General features: G+C 51.7%; 18 protein-coding genes. 2 read left to right on the forward strand and 16 right to left on the reverse strand.

Going from position 1 to position 17,794, the window contains the following annotated elements; all coding sequences use genetic code 11:
* Window positions 1-209 precede the first annotated feature (209 nt).
* The 3 genes from BLU03_RS06405 to BLU03_RS06415 form a co-directional block, all read right to left on the reverse strand.
* Window positions 210-3,275 carry an efflux RND transporter permease subunit gene (locus BLU03_RS06405; RefSeq protein WP_093106503.1) on the reverse strand — a complete coding sequence of 1,022 codons (3,066 nt, stop codon included), beginning with the start codon at window positions 3,273-3,275 and terminating at the stop codon, window positions 210-212.
* Window positions 3,276-4,412 (reverse strand): efflux RND transporter periplasmic adaptor subunit, encoded by a 1,137-nt coding sequence (locus tag BLU03_RS06410; RefSeq protein ID WP_093106505.1) that lies wholly within the window; start codon window positions 4,410-4,412, stop codon window positions 3,276-3,278. It lies immediately after the preceding gene.
* A gap of 91 nt (window positions 4,413-4,503) precedes the next feature.
* On the reverse strand, window positions 4,504-5,121 hold the full coding sequence (locus BLU03_RS06415; protein WP_040609424.1) for a hypothetical protein: 618 nt from the start codon (window positions 5,119-5,121) through the stop codon (window positions 4,504-4,506).
* A gap of 360 nt (window positions 5,122-5,481) precedes the next feature.
* On the opposite strand from BLU03_RS06415, the gene BLU03_RS06425 reads away from it, so the two are divergent.
* On the forward strand, window positions 5,482-6,372 hold the full coding sequence (locus BLU03_RS06425; protein ID WP_008590442.1) for a nuclease-related domain-containing protein: 891 nt from the start codon (window positions 5,482-5,484) through the stop codon (window positions 6,370-6,372).
* Window positions 6,373-6,422: 50 nt separating this feature from the next.
* Here BLU03_RS06425 and fabZ read toward each other — a convergent pair whose 3' ends face one another.
* Entirely contained in the window at window positions 6,423-6,845 is a 423-nt protein-coding gene (fabZ, locus tag BLU03_RS06430; RefSeq protein ID WP_093106510.1) for a 3-hydroxyacyl-ACP dehydratase FabZ, read from the reverse strand.
* Between the two features lie 111 nt (window positions 6,846-6,956).
* On the opposite strand from fabZ, the gene BLU03_RS13530 reads away from it, so the two are divergent.
* Complete coding sequence (locus tag BLU03_RS13530; RefSeq protein WP_143023826.1) at window positions 6,957-7,103, forward strand: lmo0937 family membrane protein; 147 nt, start codon at window positions 6,957-6,959, stop codon at window positions 7,101-7,103.
* Between the two features lie 14 nt (window positions 7,104-7,117).
* Here BLU03_RS13530 and BLU03_RS06435 read toward each other — a convergent pair whose 3' ends face one another.
* The 12 genes from BLU03_RS06435 to atpF form a co-directional block, all read right to left on the reverse strand.
* Window positions 7,118-7,360 carry a DNA-directed RNA polymerase subunit beta gene (locus tag BLU03_RS06435; protein WP_008590447.1) on the reverse strand — a complete coding sequence of 81 codons (243 nt, stop codon included), beginning with the start codon at window positions 7,358-7,360 and terminating at the stop codon, window positions 7,118-7,120.
* Window positions 7,361-7,378: 18 nt separating this feature from the next.
* A complete protein-coding gene (locus BLU03_RS06440) occupies window positions 7,379-8,215 on the reverse strand; it encodes a flagellar hook-basal body protein (RefSeq protein WP_093106513.1) in 837 nt (278 codons plus the stop codon).
* 49 nt (window positions 8,216-8,264) lie between these two features.
* Complete coding sequence (locus BLU03_RS06445) at window positions 8,265-9,086, reverse strand: flagellar hook-basal body protein (RefSeq protein WP_093106515.1); 822 nt, start codon at window positions 9,084-9,086, stop codon at window positions 8,265-8,267.
* Window positions 9,087-9,114: 28 nt separating this feature from the next.
* Window positions 9,115-10,110: a rod shape-determining protein gene (gene mreB, locus BLU03_RS06450; RefSeq protein ID WP_093106518.1), complete on the reverse strand. Its 996-nt coding sequence runs from the start codon at window positions 10,108-10,110 to the stop codon at window positions 9,115-9,117.
* Between the two features lie 203 nt (window positions 10,111-10,313).
* Window positions 10,314-11,609, reverse strand: coding sequence for a UDP-N-acetylglucosamine 1-carboxyvinyltransferase (gene murA / locus BLU03_RS06455; RefSeq protein ID WP_076571804.1), 1,296 nt, complete (start codon window positions 11,607-11,609; stop codon window positions 10,314-10,316).
* A 266-nt stretch (window positions 11,610-11,875) separates the two neighbouring features.
* Window positions 11,876-12,109 (reverse strand): DUF1146 family protein, encoded by a 234-nt coding sequence (locus tag BLU03_RS06460; RefSeq protein WP_008590456.1) that lies wholly within the window; start codon window positions 12,107-12,109, stop codon window positions 11,876-11,878.
* Window positions 12,110-12,310: 201 nt separating this feature from the next.
* Window positions 12,311-12,715 (reverse strand): F0F1 ATP synthase subunit epsilon, encoded by a 405-nt coding sequence (locus tag BLU03_RS06465; protein ID WP_008590457.1) that lies wholly within the window; start codon window positions 12,713-12,715, stop codon window positions 12,311-12,313.
* Window positions 12,716-12,783: 68 nt separating this feature from the next.
* On the reverse strand, window positions 12,784-14,178 hold the full coding sequence (gene atpD / locus BLU03_RS06470; RefSeq protein WP_008590458.1) for a F0F1 ATP synthase subunit beta: 1,395 nt from the start codon (window positions 14,176-14,178) through the stop codon (window positions 12,784-12,786).
* Between the two features lie 38 nt (window positions 14,179-14,216).
* Window positions 14,217-15,086 (reverse strand): F0F1 ATP synthase subunit gamma, encoded by an 870-nt coding sequence (locus tag BLU03_RS06475; RefSeq protein ID WP_008590460.1) that lies wholly within the window; start codon window positions 15,084-15,086, stop codon window positions 14,217-14,219.
* A 107-nt stretch (window positions 15,087-15,193) separates the two neighbouring features.
* Entirely contained in the window at window positions 15,194-16,702 is a 1,509-nt protein-coding gene (gene atpA / locus BLU03_RS06480) for a F0F1 ATP synthase subunit alpha (RefSeq protein ID WP_076571680.1), read from the reverse strand.
* Window positions 16,703-16,714: 12 nt separating this feature from the next.
* Window positions 16,715-17,266, reverse strand: coding sequence for a F0F1 ATP synthase subunit delta (locus BLU03_RS06485; RefSeq protein WP_093106520.1), 552 nt, complete (start codon window positions 17,264-17,266; stop codon window positions 16,715-16,717).
* A complete protein-coding gene (gene atpF / locus BLU03_RS06490; protein WP_076571677.1) occupies window positions 17,263-17,784 on the reverse strand; it encodes a F0F1 ATP synthase subunit B in 522 nt (173 codons plus the stop codon). The genes BLU03_RS06485 and atpF overlap by 4 nt, the downstream gene beginning before the upstream one ends.
* Window positions 17,785-17,794 lie beyond the last annotated feature (10 nt).

Genomic DNA, 17,794 nt, shown 5'->3' on the forward strand with positions numbered 1-17,794 from the left:
CCTTCTTTCTAAAAAAGTATAGCACATTATTTCATGATGTTCTATATAAAGTACCATTCAAGTTATAGATGAAATACTTCACAAAAAATCCGTGCATAGCGAATTACTTCACACTCTCCATAATTCCTTTATTAACAACCTTCAAAACCTTTTTGTAAATAAAATTTAATAGTCTTAAAAAAGAAGCCTTCCTTCAGTGAAGGAAAGCTTTATTCAACTCTTTTCTGAAAAAAGTTGTTGATTTTAACAGATAGGTCATCGAAATACGTATAGACGACCGGGATCAGCACCAGCGTAAAGAAGCTGGAGACCGTCAGTCCGAAAATGATGGTTACCGCAAGCGGCTGCTGGGCTTCCGCGCCCTGGCCGATTCCGAGAGCGAGCGGCACCATGCCGAGCACCGTAGTCACCGTCGTCATGAGAATCGGCCGCAGACGGTTAGGTCCCGCTTCCAGAATCGCATCGTACCGGCTGTACGAACGCCGCCTCAAAATGTTGATGTAATCCACGAGAACGATAGCGTTGTTCACTACGATTCCCGCGAGCATAATTATTCCGACGAACGCCGGCATGCTGAGCGGGAGACCGGTAACAAACAGGCCGACCGCTACACCGACGATGGTCGCGGGCAGGCTGAACATAATGATGAACGGAAACAGGAAGTTCTCGAACTGCACGGCCATCACCGCATATACGAGAAACAGCGAGAAAAGGAGCGCGACAGATAAGTCTCCGAAAGCCTCTTCCATATCCTGGGCCTGTCCGCCCACTTCATACGTATAGCCTTCCGGGAAGTTCAGCTGGTCGATTTCCTCTTCCACATCAGCCGTGACACTGCCGAGGTCCCGCTCCCCGATATCTGCCGTGACGTTCACCTGCGGCTGCTGGTTCTCCCGGTTCAGCGCTACCGGCCCCTGCACCTGTTCAATCTCTGCGATGGAGGATAAGGGAACCGTGTCTCCGGAAGCTGTCGATATCGGTGTACCTTCCAGTTCTGCGATGCCCGCACTCTCATCGAGCGGCGTGACGAGACGTACTTCAAGCTCTTCCCCGCCTTCACGGTAACGGGTGGCCGTCTGTCCCTGGAACGCCAGCTGCACCTGTGAAATGACCTGCTGTTCCGTAAGCCCGTATCCGCTCGCTTTGTTACGGTCGACCTGGATGTCGAGCTGTGGTTCGGAGTCTTCCGTCGACGAGGAGGGAGCGACTACCCCTTCGACATCTTTCATAATCAACACGATCTGTTCTGCCAGTTCGTTCAGCACCGCGTTGTCCTGGCCGTTAATCTGCACCTCGAGCGGAGCCCCGGTTCCGAGTCCGGCACTCATCTCCGTCACTTCGACCTCGGCTCCGACGACGTCACTGAGATCATTCTCCATATCTTCCATCACTTCCTGCGTGGACCGCTCCCGGTCTCCCGGGTCCACGAGCTGTACGGTATAACTGGCCCGGTCAGCACTGCCGCCGGCCAGCCCCATTTCTCCGCTGCCGATTGACAGGTAATGGACGTCGACAACGTCACTGAACTCATTCAGACGCTTGCTTATCTCCGAAGTAACGGTTTCTGTTTCTTCAAGAGATGTCCCACGCTCAAGTGAAACGTCGACTTCTATCTGCCCCTGATCGGATTCCGGGATGAAAGAAGTTCCGACGAGCGGGATGAGCGCTATACTTCCTCCTATGGAGAGAATCGTGAGCAGCACGGTCGTTTTGCGGAATTTCAGCACTTTCCTCAGCACCCGCTGATACCCCCGGTTCATTTTTCCAAGGAGCCGGTCAAACCAGTTCCGCTTCCCGTCGCGCATCGCTTTCGTCAAAAGTTTGGAGGACAGCATAGGTATAAGCGTCACCGAAACGGCGAGAGAAGCGAGCAGGGCGAACGAAATGGTCAGGGCGAGCGGCGTGAACAGCTCGGAGGCGATTCCGTCCACCAGCATGATCGGCAGGAATACGACGAGTGTCGTAGTGGCGGAAGCGATAACGGCCGGAGCCAGTTCGGAGGCCCCTTTCTCCGCTGCTTCCTTCATCGAGAATCCTCGCTGCCGGTAGCTGACGATATTTTCAAGGATCACGATGGAACTGTCCACCATCATCCCTATACCGAGCGCCAGTCCGCCCATCGTCAGAACGTTGAGCGTCTCCCCGGTAAAATACATGAGAGTGAACGTCGATATGATCGCGATCGGAATGGAGATTCCGATGACGAGCGTCGCCCGTATACTCTTCAGAAACAGAAGCAGTACCGCGACGGCGAACAGACCACCAATAATGATGTTCACGATGACGCTGTTGATTGAAACTTTGATGAACTCCGACGTATCGAGCACGGTTTTCATCTCCACGTTCTCCGGCAGTTCGGGAGCTACTTCATCCATCGCGGTCTGGATGTTTTCAGCCGTCTCCACCGTGTTCGCATCCGTCTTTTTCAGAGCGGACAGTACGACGGCCGTCTCCCCGTTCACTTCCGAAACAGTCCCGGTGTCTTCGATCCTTTTTTCCACCATGGCAATCTGGTCGAGCTTCAGACGATCTCCGGACTCCGTGGTCAGAACGGTGTTCTTGACGTCATCGATCGAATCGAATTCCCCGTTCACACGGATACGGAGGTTCTTATCCCCTTTATCGACGGACCCTGCTGTCGCCGCCTGATTGGAAGCGTTCAGAGTCTGGATTATCGTCTGACTATCGATGCCTAATCGGGCGAGTTTTTCCTTTTCGATTTCAATCTGAACTTCTTCGGTACGGCCGCCCTCGACGGAAATCGAGGCGACTCCTCCCTGCCGCTCCAGATAAGGAACGAGCTGGTCTTCGGCGATCTGCTGAAGTTCCGCCGGCGTATCCCCGGATAATCCGATGGTCATGATCGGCAGGGCCTGAGGGTCGAAGCGGAGGACGCTCGGCTCCCCGGCATTCTCCGGCAGCACTCCCGATACCCGGGAGACCGCTTCTCTCACTTCAAGAAGGGCACTGTCAAGATCCACTCCCGTCGAAAACTGCATGAAAATAAGCGAGGCTCCCTGCTGGGACTGGGACTGCAGCACTTCGAGTCCTTCGAGTGAGCTGACCGCCCCTTCGATTGGACGGCTGACGAGCTGTTCCACATCCTGCGGGGCCGCTTCCTCATAGGAAGTCGACACGACCGCAACCGGCAGGTCGATGTCCGGGTACAGATCGATCGTCAGGTTTCTGAGGGAGACGAACCCGAGAGCGAGGATGGCAGCGACGATCATAATGACACCGACGGGGCGCTTGATGGACGTCTGTACGAGCTTCATCTATTCATCCTCCCCGATGATGCGGATCTCCGCCCCGTCCGTCAGGGTGACCTGACCGGATGTGACGACGCTGTCCCCTTCGCTGACATCACCGGTGACAGCCGATTCTTCCGTCTGCGAGGACTCCACCGATACCGGCACTTTGACAGCTTTCTTCTCTTCCACTTTATAAACGAAAGTTTCGTCCGACGTCTCAACGAGCGCTTCCGTAGGAATGATCGTCGTGTTCTCAACGACCGTCTCCGGCAGCTGAAATACAGCCGTCGTGCCCGGCTTTATGGAACCGTCCGGGTTGGAGATTTCCGCTTCCACGCTGTAAAGTCCCGTATCCCCGGGCACGGTGGCGACATTCGTCAGCTGTGCTTCCACCGGCTCGTCGGATGCTTCCACGTCCACCTGATACTTCGCTCCTTCTTCGAAAAGAGATGTCTGTTCCGCCGTAATCGAAGCAGTAATGAGAGCAGGGTTCAGCGACACTACCGTTGCGAACGGCTGCTGGTTCGTAGCCATATCTCCGACGTTCCCCTGTATGGAGGTGACTACGCCGCTCCTCGGGGAGGTGAGCGTCTCCGGTCCCGACTGCTCCCGTGCCTGCTCCAGCTGAATTTCCGCCTGTTCCACCTGCAGCCGTGCCGACTCGACGGCGGAGCTGGCCTGACTGAGCTGCTGTTCGGCCTGGGCCACCTGACCTTCTAGTTCCTGTTCCGAAGGACCGAGCAGCCCGCTCAGTCCTTCCGGTGCTTCCTGATTCTTCGCTCTTTCGACAGCTTCTTCCGCGTCATCACGGGAGGCGATTGCCTGATCCAGCTGCTGTCGTGCCTGAGCCAGTGCGTTTTCCTGAAGTTCCACCTGAGACTCTCCCTGGCCGGGAGTAATTTCAGCCAGCGCATCGCCTCTTTCCACGCTGTCTCCTTCTTCCACACTGATAAACGTAATTTCTCCGGGGGCGCCGGGGACGACAGGGGACGTGGCAGAAGGCTCGGCCCGGGCGAGAATTTCCCGCTCCACGGTGAATGTGCCTTCCCTTATTTCCTCTGTTTCCACCGGGGTGACCCGTGTCTTTTCTTCTTCCGTTTCGTCACTTGAACAGGCTGCCAGCAGTATCAGCAAAAGCGAAAGTAAAATTCCTCGTTTCATGGGGGCATACTCCTTCAGTGTGAAAAATATTAAAACGCTCTCATTTTATCAGAAAAAAAGCTGCCGCCTGTACGCGACAGCTCACCATTGTTTATAGCGTAGAGCCCAGCTGTGATACGATCAGATCTATTTTTTTCTCGACGGGAAGCTGATACCCTCCGAACCGTTCGTCGAAATGATCGAACACCGGCTGCATTTCTTCGAGATCGATCAGTTTCTGGTACGTTTCGTACATGTGACGGTACTGATCGATGTACCGCTTCATCTTCTTGTAGAACCCGGACAGGTGGTACGCAGATGAGAAATCAAAAGCTTTGAATACCTGGGTATCATAGTGCGGGAAGGCCGGGTTTATCGCGTGCAGCATCGCTGTCGCCAGAGGGAACTGCAGCGTGTAAGCACCCTTGTGGTTCGCCACTTCGTACAGGCTTTTCGTAATGTGGTAGACATTCGGACGCGTCTCTCCGCGCACGCCTTCCATCAGATCGAAGAACCTGTCCTTGAAATCCTGAGTAAGGCTCGGGTTCTCCAGTCTGTAAAAATGACGGAACACAAACTGGTACAGCCCGTCTTCCGGCACGTATGTAGAATGATACATGCGGTTCGTGTACAGATATACTGCGACTTTCTCTTCCGGAATAGCATTGATCAACTCTTCATAATCACCAATGATCATTGATGTAAGTTCCTGTGATGCACGATATTTCATAATTATTCTCACCCCGACTTTAGTTTTCGAATCCTCTACTGTTCCCTATTTTACAGAAGGTTACGGGTTTTTCCAATCTATTTAGGAAATTTACCCCGCTGTGACAAAATTTCTGCCATTCGGAGCACGAATCGTGCCCTTCGGGTGCTTATTTTTTCGCTGAAGGTAACGTTTCTGCCGTAATCGTGCCCTTCGTGCCGGACCAGGCGCTCTGAAGGTAACGATTCCCGCTGTTTCGTGACCTTCGGACAGGAAAAGGGAAGCTGAACGGCACGATTCCACGCTTCAGGTGAACTTTCCGCACTCATTCCTTTTCCTTAAGGTATAATAATGAAGAAACATACAGAAAGGATGATGCATTTGATCAGAAAAAAACGGGACAAGCCGGTCCAGTTGAAGATTCTGCACGCGCTGGAGAAAAGAAAAACGCTGACGGAGCAGGAACTGCTGCAGAAAAGCCGGCTCGAGAAAGGATGGGAAGGGGAGCAGCTTTTCGACCGGATGACCGGGACCGTGTCCAAAGAGACACTTCAGCTTCACGACCTGCGGCTGACCTGCCGCGGTTCCACCTTTCAGCTGGATACGCTGCTCATCCGCCCGGATGCGATTTACCTGTACGAAGTGAAGTACTATAACGGCGAGTTCGTGTATGAGGATGGGGACTTCAAACTCTCCGGCGGTAAAGTGATCCTCAATCCCCTGCATCAGCTTCTGCGCGCCCGCACCCTGCTGCACCAGCTGCTCGAAGAACACGGATATTCTTTTCCGGTCCGGGCCTACGTCGTTTTCCCTCACCCCCATTTCTTCCTGTACCATGCCCCTGTAACCGATTCTTTTCTTTTTCTCCCGCAGTGGAAAAGTCATATCACCCGTCACGCTGCTGCCGGGGTTCTGACGGCCACCCACCACAAACTGGCGGACCTGCTTTGTTCTCTGCACAGAAAAGAGCCGTCTGCGACACAGGATGTTCTCTACGGGGAACTGCACAAAAATCTATTCTGTCCGGGCTGTGCCGGACCCGTGTGCCGCCAGTTCAAAACATTCTTCTGTCCGGACTGTGACAACCATTACCCGGCGGGCCGGCTCATTTATGAAGCGCTGAAGGAATTCCGTCTTCTCTTTCCGGAGATGCGTCTCACCCTTTCTTCGGCACGAAATTGGTGCCGCGTCGCTTCCGACAAACAGATCAGACGCGCGCTCGCTCGTCATTTTAACGAAAAAGGACAAGGGCGGGGTGTACACTACGTGTGAACCGTTTTTTTCCAAACAAAAACGACCTCCCTGAGAGAGGTCGCTTCCTTTTATTTCAGGGCGAACATGATTTCCGCTTCGCAGGCGACTTCGCCGTCTACGGAAGCAACAGCTTTCCCTTTACCCATCGGGCCTTTGAGCCGGACGATTTCCACTTCCAGCTTCAGTCGATCCCCGGGCTTCACCTGACGTTTGAAGCGGCACTTGTCGATGCCGGTGAAGAAGGCGAGTTTCCCCTGGTTCTCCTCTTTCTTCAGCATAGCGACAGCACCGGTCTGGGCCAGCGCTTCCGTGATCAGTACTCCCGGCATTACCGGATAGTCGGGGAAGTGGCCCTGGAAATACGGTTCATTGACGCTTACATTTTTATAAGCGACCGCCCGCTCGCCTTCTTCGAGCTCCTCGACTTCATCGATGAGCAGAAACGGGTAGCGGTGCGGAATGACTTCTTTGATTTCATTAATATCAAGCATATGTATACTCTCCTTTTTTTCTACATTATAAGTATGTTTTCTGTGGAACGCAAAAAGGTTTGCCGATTCTCCCAGTAAGGGTATAGAACGTTAAGAAGGAGGTGGAAAGATATGTTATGGACAATAATAGTTATTCTCCTGATACTGTGGCTGGTCGGCTTCGTCATCGATCTTGGAGCTATCATTCATCTGCTCGTCATCGCAGCCATCGTTCTTATCGTCATCAGACTTATTCAAATGGTTACAGGGAAAAAGTAGAGCAGAGTGATCCGTCACTCTGCTCCTGTCATGATATCGATGATCTGCTGCCACAGCGACCAGTCGAACACTTCAAGCGGATTGCCTCCGCCTATGACGCCGTAACCGATCATCAGCCCGACGACGAGCGCAAGCAGGCATAGAAGCACGACAATGATGAGACGCAGCCAGATCGGGAGTGCTCTCCGTCTCTTATTCCGTGTCTTCGCTTCGTTCGTTTTATTCTTTCTGTAGTTCTTTCTCGTATTTTCTACCATACATAAATCTCCTTATATTCAGGATCGCAACTGATTGACGAGTCCCATCATTTCATCCGACGTCGATAAAGCCCGGGCGTTGAACTGATAGGCCCGCTGCATCTGGAGCATCCCGGTCATCTGCTGTCCGGTATCCACGTTCGATGCCTCCAATGAATTGCTGCGGACGGAGCGATCTTCATTTTCCACAGCAGCAAGTATTTCCTCTTCGTTAAATCCGAGAGCCTCTGTATCAGGCAGACGGAAACGGTTCCCCTCCGTTGTCTCGAGCATGCGCGGACGGATGGCCTCCGCGATACCGATACTTGCTTCCGTCTCTTCACGGTCGCCTCTCTTCACGGAAATCGAGCCGTCTCCCCGGATCGTGAAGTCGTCAAAACCGTTATCGAGGCGGATCTCCTCCCCGTCCTCCCCGAGAACCGGGTGGCCTTCCCCCGTCGTCAGCATAAGCTGATCGTTTTCCACCGGCAAAAAATAAAAGTTCCCGGCCCGTGTGTACTGCGTTTCGTTTCCTGCCTCCGTCGGCACCTGAACACGGAACAGATGACGCTCTTTCAAAAGCGCGAGATCGAGTTCCCTGTCCGTCGTCCGGACCGTCCCCTGCTTCAGATCGAGGTTCGTATGTCCGAGCCGGGCACCTGATCCGAGACGGATTCCATCCGGCGTCCGGCGTCCGACAGCAGCTTCTTTATCTTTCAGGTTGTCTATGTTCTGAGTGAGAAGTGAAGTGAAATCGGCCTGCCTGGATTTGTATCCGGCCGTGTTCGCATTTGAAATGTTCTGTCCGATGATATCAAGCTTTCGCTGCACCTGGCCCATCGTTACGGCTGACTGCATCACTGCACGATTTACCACAGTTTCCCTCCTCCTCTATTCTTCCCCGGTTTCCCGTTCAATAAGTTCATCACTGGACTCTGCCGATTTCGGTGACGGCCGACTGTAGGTTCTGGTCGTAGGCACGCAGCACACGCTGATTCAATTCAAAGGACCGGTAGTTACTCATCATTTCGGTCATCGTGGCCTGAGCATCGACGTTCGACCGTTCAAGCATCCCCTGCCTGACTTCGAACTCCATATCCTCTTTCCCCCGGGCCTCTTCCGTTACAGCATCTTCCCCTGCCCGGAACAGGTCATCCCCTTCTTTTATAAACTGGGAAGCATCCGGCGTGTACGTAATGCCGAGAGGTTCTTCTTCTCCGTCTATTTCAACTGTACCGTCATTTCGTACCGTAAACTCCATGCCTCCGGTCTGGACCGGGTTCCCTTCGGCGTTCAGTACGTAGTTGCCTTTATTCGTGGTAAGAAACCCTTCCCCGTCCACGGTGAAATTTCCGTTCCGCGTATAGCGCGTCTCACCATCTTCATTCCGGACGTTGAAAAACGTGAACCCTGTTTCATCCGGCGCGCCCTTCTGGAGAAGAGCCATGTCTGTCGCGGTCCCTGTTTCCCTGAGCCCCCCCTGCGTAAAAGAAGGTACGGTTTCCTGAAGATACATTCCCGTGTGCATTGAGCCGATACCCCGGTCCTGCGGGAGGCTCAGGCCGCTTTTTACAGGAAGCTGCAGCCGGCCCGACTCTTTAATGAGCATTTCCGGGAAGGCCCGTTTCACTCCCTGATCCTGCTTGTACCCCGGCGTATTTGCATTTGAAATATTGTTGGTCAGTGTCTCCTGATATCGCTGATTCGCCACCATCGCCGATGCAGAATTGTAAAATCCACGAAGCATGAGCCTCCCCTGCCTTCCCTTTTTAAGTTTACGTCCTTCTATTTCTTCTGAAATTACCCTCAAGCATCATTCCGGCGCCTTTTGCTGCGCTATGGAGCGGATCTTCAGAGACAAATACGGGCATATTAAGTTCTTCCCGAAACCGGATCCCGAGTCCTTTCATCAGAGCTCCTCCCCCCGTCAGAACGATGCCGCGTTCTTTTACGTCAGTCGTCAGCTCCGGAGGTGTATCTTCCAGAACGGCTTTTATCGTGCGTGTAATCATCCCGAGCGACTCTTCGAGAGCTTCTGTCAGTTCACCGGAAGTGACCGTAATGACCCGGGGCAGTCCGGTGATGTTATCAAGACCTTCCACCTGTATATTATCGCTCTCACCGGCGTCCGCGTTTATAGCAATATTTTTCTTCACTTTTTCGATTGTATGCTCCCCTGTCTGAAGAGCGTATCGTTTGTTTATGTACGTAGTGAGATCGGTGCTGAATTTATCCCCCGCTCCTCTGATCAGACGGGCCGACACAATTTCTCCCATGGAAAGCACGGCGACCCCGGTCGTTCCTCCTCCAATATCGACGATCATGTTGCCATCGGGCTGAAAAATATCTATTCCGGCGCAAAGGGCTGCCACTTTCGGCTCTTCGGCCAGCTCGATCTTCTTCCCGCCGGCTTTTTCTGCCGCTTCCAGCAGGGCTTTCTTCTCTATTTCCGTTATATCGGCCGGATGACAGATGAGCACGCCGGGTTTGCTTAACAGACGCTGAACTTTTATTTTTTCGAGAAAATATCTGAGCATTTTTTCGGTTGTGTCAAAATCTGCAATGACCCCTTCCCGGAGAGGATGAATCACTTCAATATGCTCCGGCGAACGGCCGAGCATCCGCTGTGCGGGTTCACCTACTGCGATTACGGCATCCTTTCTCCGGTCCACCGCAACTGCAGAAGGTTCTTCAAGCAGAATCCCTTTTCCTTTCACATATATCACTGCATTGGCAGTACCCAGATCCACCCCTATCTCCTCAGCAAACATGAGTGAAGAACCTCCCAGTCTTGCCATACTGAACAACCATCCTAACCGAGCGACTGTTTATATGATATTAAGAACGCATCTATTCCATTATTTTATCATAATATAAAGAATTTCGTCTTATTTTTCCAAAAAAATAAACGTCCACCCGCAGATTATCGAAAAAAAGCACCGCCACGGGGGCGATGCTTCAGATTTGTTATGAATTATGATGTTGATAATGATTCCTGAGGCTCAGACTTTGGGACAGCAACACGTTCTATATCTGCTCCGAGACTTGCGAGTTTTCCTGCTAAATCAACGTAACCGCGGTCGATGTGACGAAGCTCCGTTACACGGGTGGCACCTTCGGCAACGAGTCCTGCGAGTATGAGTGCTGCTCCGGCACGAAGGTCGGTCGCTTCGACTTCCGCTCCCTGCAGGTTCGAAGGGCCATCAACGATGACACTTCTGCCTTCAATCCGCAGTTTAGCGTTCATACGGCGGAATTCTTCCACGTGCATGAAACGATTCTCGAATACCGTCTCCGTAATGACACTCGTACCTTCCGCCCTCAGCATGGCCGCCATCATCTGCGACTGCATGTCTGTCGGGAAACCGGGGTGCGGCATCGTTTTGATATCTGTCGCTTTCAGCTGTTCCGGTCCAATGACACGTAGACCGTCGCCTTCTTCTTCGACAGATACGCCCATTTCCTCAAGTTTTGAAATAACGGCTCTCAAATGCTCCGCTTCCGCACGCTCAAGCAGAATGTTTCCGCCCGTGACGGCCGCTGCGACCATGAAAGTCCCCGCTTCGACGCGGTCCGGGATAATCGTATGTTCCGCACCGTGGAGTTTTTCGACCCCGTCGATTTTTATCGTTTCCGTTCCGGCTCCGACGATGTTGGCCCCCATCTTGTTCAGGTAGTTGGCCAGGTCGACGATTTCCGGTTCTTTCGCTGCGTTCTCAATTACGGTCTTTCCATCCGCGAGAGCTGCTGCCATTACGAGATTCTCAGTGGCACCGACACTCGGGAAATCCATATAAATCTTCGCGCCTTTCAGACGGCCGTTTGTGTTCGCTTCGATATAGCCGTCTCCGACCGTCACCTCGGCGCCCATAGCTTCAAAACCTTTCAGATGCTGATCGATCGGGCGTGACCCGATGGCACATCCGCCGGGGAGAGCTACTTTAGCGTGCCCGTAGCGGGCAAGGAGCGGGCCGAGTACGAGTACGGAAGCGCGCATTTTACGCACGTATTCGAAAGGAGCTTCCGTCTTAAGCGGCTGGGACGCATCCACTGTCACCGTATTTCCGGAAGTTCTCACTTCGGCATTCATGTGAGAGATGACCTGATTAATCGTCGTTACATCCGCCAACTCAGGGACTTCATGCAATACACTTTTTCCTTCACTTGCAATAATACTTGCTGCGATCACAGGCAACACGGCGTTCTTGGCACCTTCTACTTTTACACTACCGTTCAGTTTGCCGCCACCGCGGACGATGATTTTTTCCACCATACATTCTCCTCTGCGTCGAGATTCTTAGTTATCATATTCACCCATCATTAATTACAGTTCCAATTTTCATCAAAAGTTTCTTCAATTCACATTAGTGACCTTTTTCACACAAACAAAACAACACTAATCGTATCACCACTGTCAACAAAAGCGCAAGGGCTAAAAGTGGGATATTTGGCGATGGGATGTAAAAATTGCTTTTTCCTTTAAATGTTGTTTAATAAACAGTTTCCCTACATGTTTTTCTGATAAACGCTTTTCTGTCAAAACAGATAAGTGAGACTATTCGACCACGAAAGAAAATCCAGGAAGAATCTGCTCACGGTCGTTCCTATTGCAATCGTAAGAAATATCACCAGTATTCTGGCTTCGAACACTTTCCCCTTCCGGAACAATCCATCCAGATTCAGCGACTGGAGAGCGTACCAGCTGATTACTATAAAAATAAGGTGAGAAGTCATACTCATCAGTGCTTCCTGGACAAACACATCTTCCATCGTAAATTTCCTCCTTCGACATTTCCCGGGAAATAGTAAATCATTTCGGGACGTACCCGCTCTTTCTTGGGGGTGTATGTTTTTCTTTCCGCATTGATGAGGAGAGAATCCCCGTTCCACACGGTCACGGTCATTTCATTAGCTTAGAGGATGTGAAGAGAAGTTGCAACAAAAAAAACTGCTCTCCCTCGGGAAAGCAGTTTAAAAATTATTATTGTATACATCCAGACGGTTCATTGCCCGTTTAAGTGCCAGTTCTGCCCGTCGAAAATCAATATCGTCCTGTTTTTCTTTCAGGCGGCGTTCCGCACGTTCTTTCGCTTTTCGGGCACGTTCCACATCGATATCCGAGGGAAGTTCTGCCGACTGCGCCAAGATCGTTACTTTGTCGGGACGAACTTCAAGAAATCCGCCGCTTACAGCTATTCTCCGGGAATCGCCGTCCCCTTTCAGTCGCACCGCGCTTATCGTAAGCGGAGCTACCATTGGGATGTGACCGGGCAAAATACCGAGTTCACCGCTTTCCGCCTTGGCACTGACCATATTGAAATCTTCCTCTAATACCGGGCCGTCAGGAGTAACAACACTCACTGTTAGTGTGCTCATGGATCTACCTCCTTCGGCAATGGAATAACAAGTGCCTGCTTAAGAGACACCTGTCATCCTTCCTGTACTTACTCCATGTTCTTCGCTTTTTCTACAACGTCCTCAATACGGCCGACAAGACGGAAGGCGTCTTCCGGAATATCGTCGTGTTTACCGGAAAGGATTTCTTTGAACCCTTTCACAGCTTCCGATACAGGAACGTAGGACCCTTTCTGACCGGTGAACTGTTCGGCAACGTGGAAGTTCTGGGAAAGGAAGAACTGAATGCGGCGTGCACGGGAAACCGTGAGTTTATCCTCATCCGAAAGTTCATCCATACCGAGAATGGCGATGATATCCTGAAGTTCATTGTATTTCTGCAGCGTCTGCTGCACCTCACGCGCAACGTTGTAATGCTCTTCTCCCACGATATCTGCGTCAAGGGCACGGGACGTGGAAGCAAGCGGGTCCACGGCAGGATAAATACCCTGCTCGGACAACTTACGTTCCAGGTTCGTCGTCGCATCGAGGTGGGCGAACGTCGTCGCAGGAGCCGGGTCTGTATAGTCATCGGCAGGTACGTAGATTGCCTGGATCGATGTTACGGAACCTTTGTCCGTGGACGTGATTCTCTCCTGAAGCTGACCCATTTCCGTTGCCAGAGTCGGCTGGTAACCAACAGCGGAAGGCATACGTCCAAGCAGGGCGGAAACTTCCAGACCTCCTTGGGTAAAACGGAAAATGTTATCAATAAACAGCAGTACGTCCTGCCCCTGTTCATCACGGAAGTGCTCAGCCATCGTAAGTCCTGTAAGCGCGACACGCATACGGGCGCCAGGCGGTTCGTTCATCTGTCCGAACACCATCGCTGTCTTCGAGATAACACCGGAGTCTTTCATTTCGTAGTAAAGGTCGTTCCCTTCACGGGTACGCTCCCCTACACCTGCGAATACGGAAATACCTCCGTGCTCCTGTGCGATGTTGTTGATCAGTTCCTGGATAAGTACTGTTTTCCCTACGCCGGCACCGCCGAAGAGACCGATTTTACCACCTTTTACGTAAGGGGCGAGCAGGTCTACGACTTTAATACCCGTTTCAAGAATCTCTGTTTCTGTCGCCAGATGTTCAAACGTAGGCGCCAGTCTGTGAATCGGTTCCCGGCGAACGTCACTCGCAAGCGGTTCGTCGAGGTCGATGTTGTTACCAAGTACGTTGAATACGCGGCCAAGCGTTACGTCCCCTACTGGTACGTTGATTGCACCGCCTGTATCTTTCACTTCAAGTCCTCGCTGCACTCCGTCTGTCGAGCCCATGGAAATGGTACGAACAGCATTGTCACCGAGGTGAAGAGCTACTTCGAATGTCAAATCTTCGCTGCCATCCCGTTCCACAACGAGAGCGTTGTTAATATCAGGGAGTTGGCCATCGTCGAAAGTGACGTCTACGACCGGTCCCATAACCTGTGTTATGCGTCCAACACTCATCTGCTATTCCCTCCTAACTTAACTTCTCCCCCGTCTTACTATTCGAGGGCGGATGCACCACCGACAATTTCGGTGATTTCCTGTGTGATTGCTGCCTGACGGGCACGGTTATACGTGAGTGACAAGTCGTCGATAAGATCGTCGGCGTTGTCGGTCGCACTTTTCATTGCCGTCATACGTGCAGCATGTTCACTGGCCTTACTGTCTATAAGTGCTCCGTAAATCAGACTTTCCGCATACTGCGGCAGAAGCACTGACAAAATTTCTTCCTGGTTCGGTTCATATTCGTAGGAAGCAGACGATGATTTCGTTGCCTGCTCAGCAGAGATATCGTTGAGCGGAAGTACTTTCGTCTTCTTCACTTCCTGGGTAATCGCACTGACGTAGTGGCTGTAGTAGACGTAAAGTTCATCGATGTCTTCTTCGGTGAAAAGATCGACCGTTTCGGAGGCCAGTTCTTTGATATCTTCAAAGTCAGGCTGGTCGGCCACACCGGTGATTTCTTTATCCACTGCCATATTCCGTTTCCGGAAAAAGTCCCGGCCGATCCGGCCGATGGCTATGATTCTGTACTCGTCGGCAGAGGTATGATTGTTCCAGATGTCCTGATAAGCTTTCCGCAGAATACTTGCGTTGTATGCTCCTGCAAGACCGCGATCCGAAGTGACGATAACGTAGCCTCTACGTTTCACTTCCCGCTCCTCAAGCATCGGGTGGGATGCATCTCCTCCCCCTTGAGCGATACTGGCGACGACTTCCTGGATTTTCTCACTGTACGGTACGAAGGATTTTGCGTTCTCTTCCGCACGGTTCAGTTTGGAAGCTGAAACCATCTGCATCGCTTTCGTGATCTGTTTCGTTTTTTTCGTGGAACTAATACGACCTTTAATCTCTCTAAGGGATGCCAAGCTGATTCACCACCCTTTCTTAAAAACTCTGTCCGTCCGTGCAGGAAGGAAGTGTGTTGCGGTCTTCCTTCCTTTTTTAAGACGAAGGTTTTCTGAATCCTTACTGTTTATTCGGCAACTACGAAGGTTTTCTTGAATTCAGTAACCGCTTCGGCCATCACTTCATCGTCCTGAAGTTTGCCTGTTTCGCGGATTTTTTGAAGAAGATCTTTACGGTTGTTATCGAGCCAGTCGTGGAACTCACGCTCGAAACGGGTTACTTCTTCAGTCGGAATGTCATCAATGTACCCTTTTGTAAGAGCATAAATGATCATTACCTGTTTCTCGACGGATATAGGCTGGTGCAGTCCCTGTTTCAGAACTTCCACCGTGCGTGCCCCGCGATTCAGTTTCGCCTGTGTCGCTTTGTCCAGATCCGAACCGAACTGGGCGAATGCCTCAAGCTCACGGAAGGAAGCAAGGTCCAAACGAAGTGTACCGGCCACTTTCTTCATAGCTTTAAGCTGGGCGGAACCACCTACACGGGATACGGATAGACCCGGGTTGATCGCCGGTCGTACACCGGAGAAGAACAGGTCGGACTGCAGGAAGATCTGACCATCCGTAATCGAGATGACGTTCGTCGGAATGTAGGCGGAAATGTCTCCGGCCTGTGTTTCGACGAATGGAAGTGCGGTAAGCGAGCCTCCGCCTTTGGCGTCACTCAGTTTTGCCGCACGCTCAAGAAGACGGGAGTGAAGGTAGAATACGTCTCCCGGGAATGCTTCACGGCCTGGCGGACGACGAAGGAGAAGGGAGAGTTCACGATAAGCGGACGCCTGTTTCGACAGGTCATCGTACACGACGAGTACGTGTTTTCCGTTATGCATGAATTCTTCTCCCATGGATACACCGGAGTATGGCGCCAGGTAAAGAAGTGGTGCCGGCTGGGAAGCACTGGCGGTCACGACGATCGTATAATCAAGTGCTCCGCGACGGCGGAGTGTTTCTACAGTACTGCGGACAGTCGATTCTTTCTGACCGATGGCGACGTAGATACAGATCATGTCCTGGTCGTGCTGGTTCAGAATCGTATCCAGTGCTACAGACGTTTTACCGGTCTGACGGTCTCCGATGATCAGCTCACGCTGGCCACGGCCGATCGGTACAAGTGCGTCGATCGCCTTAATACCGGTCTGAAGCGGCTCTTCCACGGACTTACGGTCCATAACGCCTGGAGCCGGAGATTCGATCGGACGGGTTTTCGTCGTTTCGATGTTCCCGAGGCCGTCAACCGGCTGTCCGAGCGGGTTGACGACGCGGCCAAGAAGTTCCTCGCCTACCGGTACCTGCATGATGCGGCCGGTACGACGGACTTCGTCGCCTTCTTTGATATCTGTGAACGGTCCCAATATAACGAGACCGACGTTACTTTCTTCCAGGTTCTGTGCAAGTCCCATAACACCGTTTGAGAATTCAACGAGTTCCCCGGCCATGACGTTATCCAAGCCATGAGCACGGGCGATGCCGTCTCCGACTTCAATGACGGTACCGACATCGGTAACTTCCATGTCTGCTTCATAATTTTCAATCTGTTGTTTAATCAGACTACTGATTTCTTCAGCATTGATGCTCATGCGGTTTCACCCCTATCCTCTATTGTTCGCTGAGAGCAGCTTACGTTCCATTTGATCGAGTTTGCCACGGAGGGATCCGTCGAAAATCCGGTTCCCGATACGTATACGCATTCCACCGAGAAGATCCGGATCCACGCGGTTATCGATAATAAGGGAATCCTTTCCTACTTTCGGTGCAAACGTTCTGGACAAACGCTGTTTCTCATCCTCCGACATTTCCCTTACTGTGTAAACGACAGCTTCCTGCACGCCCTGGTAATCGTTCACCCTGACAAGGAAACGGTCCGCAAGCGGAACCATAAGGTCCGTACGGTGACGGTCGATAAGAAGGTGAAGCGTGTGAAGCACTTCTTCGGAGAAACCTTTGAAGCTGTTCGTCATGACTTCCTTCTTACGGTCGGCCGGAATGCGTGGATGCTTGAGAACATTTTCTAACGAAGGGTTCTCGCGCGCCACTTTTTTCAATATGTTCATTTCTTCCTGAAAAACATCAAGTTTCGATTTTTCCTGTCCGAGCTCAAAGAGGGCATCTGCGTATCTTTTTGCTACGACTGTCTCGCTCATCGCTCTTCTCCCTGTTCATTCACGTATTGTTCGATAAGCTGTTTCTGATCCTCTTCGGACAGTTCTTTTTCGATAACTTTCGATGCAATCATGACGGACATGGAAGCGACTTGATCTTTAAGCTGCTGTACAGCTTTTTCTTTCTCCTGCTCGATTTCCTGTCGTGCCGATTCTTTCATACGGTCGGACTCGTTTCTTGCAGAAGCGATAATATCTTTCTCCTGTTTTGTAGCCGTCTGACGCGCATCTTCGATGATCTTCTGTGCATCCTGACGCGTCTGTTTCAATTCTTCGGAGGCTTCACGCTGAAGGCGTGCTGCTTCTTCACGGCTTTTCTCCGCTGTTTCTATCTCACCGGAAACGTAATCTTCCCGTTCTTTCATCATATTCATGAGCGGGCCCCACGCAAATTTGCGCAACAGTGCCAGCAAAATGATGAAGAAGAATAACTGGATAATCGCATCTCCGAATGCAAAACCACTTGCCTGAACAATCAGGTTATCAGTCAACCCGTACACAGCTCTCACT

Origin of the sequence: Salimicrobium album (assembly GCF_900107115.1) — a bacterium.
GTDB lineage: Bacteria > Bacillota > Bacilli > Bacillales > Halobacillaceae > Salimicrobium > Salimicrobium album.